The organism is Clostridium sp. 1001270J_160509_D11 (genome assembly GCF_015667935.1).
Lineage (GTDB): Bacteria > Bacillota > Clostridia > Peptostreptococcales > Peptostreptococcaceae > Intestinibacter.
This window is the reverse complement of sequence record NZ_JADPET010000256.1, coordinates 1-1551: the sequence shown is the minus strand read 5'-3', so window position 1 is coordinate 1551 and position 1551 is coordinate 1. Positions and strand designations below refer to the sequence as shown.

Annotated in this window: 1 protein-coding gene; it reads left to right on the top strand. The window is 24.8% G+C overall.

All coding sequences use genetic code 11. The annotated features are described in order from the left end of the window. Positions 1–352 precede the first annotated feature (352 nt). The gene (locus I4U58_RS13765) at positions 353–1489 is read left to right on the top strand and encodes a chorismate mutase (RefSeq protein WP_195931902.1); all 1137 of its coding nucleotides are present in this window, start codon (positions 353–355) and stop codon (positions 1487–1489) included. Positions 1490–1551 lie beyond the last annotated feature (62 nt).

Below are 1551 nucleotides of genomic sequence, written 5' to 3'. Positions count from 1 at the left end.
ATTTTTGAAACTATATATTTAATCAAATAACAATAAATAGATAGTTTCATTTATAAAAATACTTTAAATGGAGGAAAAAATGATGAAAGTAATTAGAAAAGACTTTGCAAAATTATATAACTTTTTTTACTTTATGTTCTGGGGCTTTTATTTTAGCGCTGGATACTTTTACTGCAAAAATATAAAAAATAAATCTTTTCTAATGAGTTCATATTAATCTTAATTTAAAGGTTAAATCTTAAAATATGGAATTGGTAAATAATACTTATTTTATAAAAGAGGACTCTTAGGAGTTCTCTTTTTTTAATAACACATAGTAAATGATGCATTTAGATATAGGAAGGGTGATAGGATGGAGTTACTAGAAGACTATAGAGTAGAGATCGATAAAATAGATAGAGAAATAACACAATTATTAGAAAAGAGAATGAACGTTGCAAAAGCTATTTCTAAATATAAAATAGAAAATAACATGCAAATTTTTCATCCGGATAGAGAGAAAATGGTTATAGAAAAAAACAAGGGATATTTAGAAAATAAGGAGTATGAAGAATTAGTAGAAAGTTTTTATGATAACCTGATGTATTTGAGTAGATTAGTACAACAAAAAGAAATATATCCAGAAAATAAAATATATACTAAACCTTATAAAAATGATAGGGAAAACTTAGTAGTAGGATATCAAGGTGTAGCAGGCTCATTTGGAAATGAAGCTATGCTAAAATATTTTAAAAATATAAAAGAAGCTAAATCATATGAAAAATTTGAAGAAGTGTTTAAAGCCGTTGAAAGTGGGGAAATAGAATATGGAATACTGCCAGTAGAAAATTCATCAACTGGTGGAATTGGAACTGTAGAAGATCTATTAAAGGAATATAATTTATATATTGTTGGAGAAGAATGTATAAAAATAAGTCAAAATCTAGTTGGAATAAAAGGTGCTACAGTGGATGATATAAAAGAAGTTTACTCTCATCCACAAGGATTTGAACAAAGTACAAAATTTTTCGATAAGCATAAAAATTATAATTTAATTCCTTATTCTAATACAGCAATATCAGCAAAATTAGTATCTGATTTAAAAGATAAGAGTAAGGCAGCGATAGCATCTGAAAGAGCTGCAAAATTATATGATTTAAAAATAATTAAAAAAGATGTAAATGATTTAAAAAACAATTATACAAGATTCATTGTTATAGGTAGAGATTTAGAGTGTGATGAAACCTGTGATAAAGTAAGTATATTATTCTCAGTTGAAGATACTAGTGGAGGATTATATAATTTAATAAGAGATATTAAAGAATTTGGTTTAAATATGTCAAAAATTGAATCTAGGCCAAATAGAAATAACCCTTGGAACTATATATTCTTTGTAGATTTTGATGGAAATCTATTTGATGAAAATATAAAACAAGCGGTAAATGTAATTGCGAGAAACTCTAAATATTTTAAACTTTTAGGTTGTTATAGAGATATTAAGTGTAAATAAATTTTAAATTAATACACATATATATATAAATAATCATTTAAAATAAAGAGATAAATATGCCA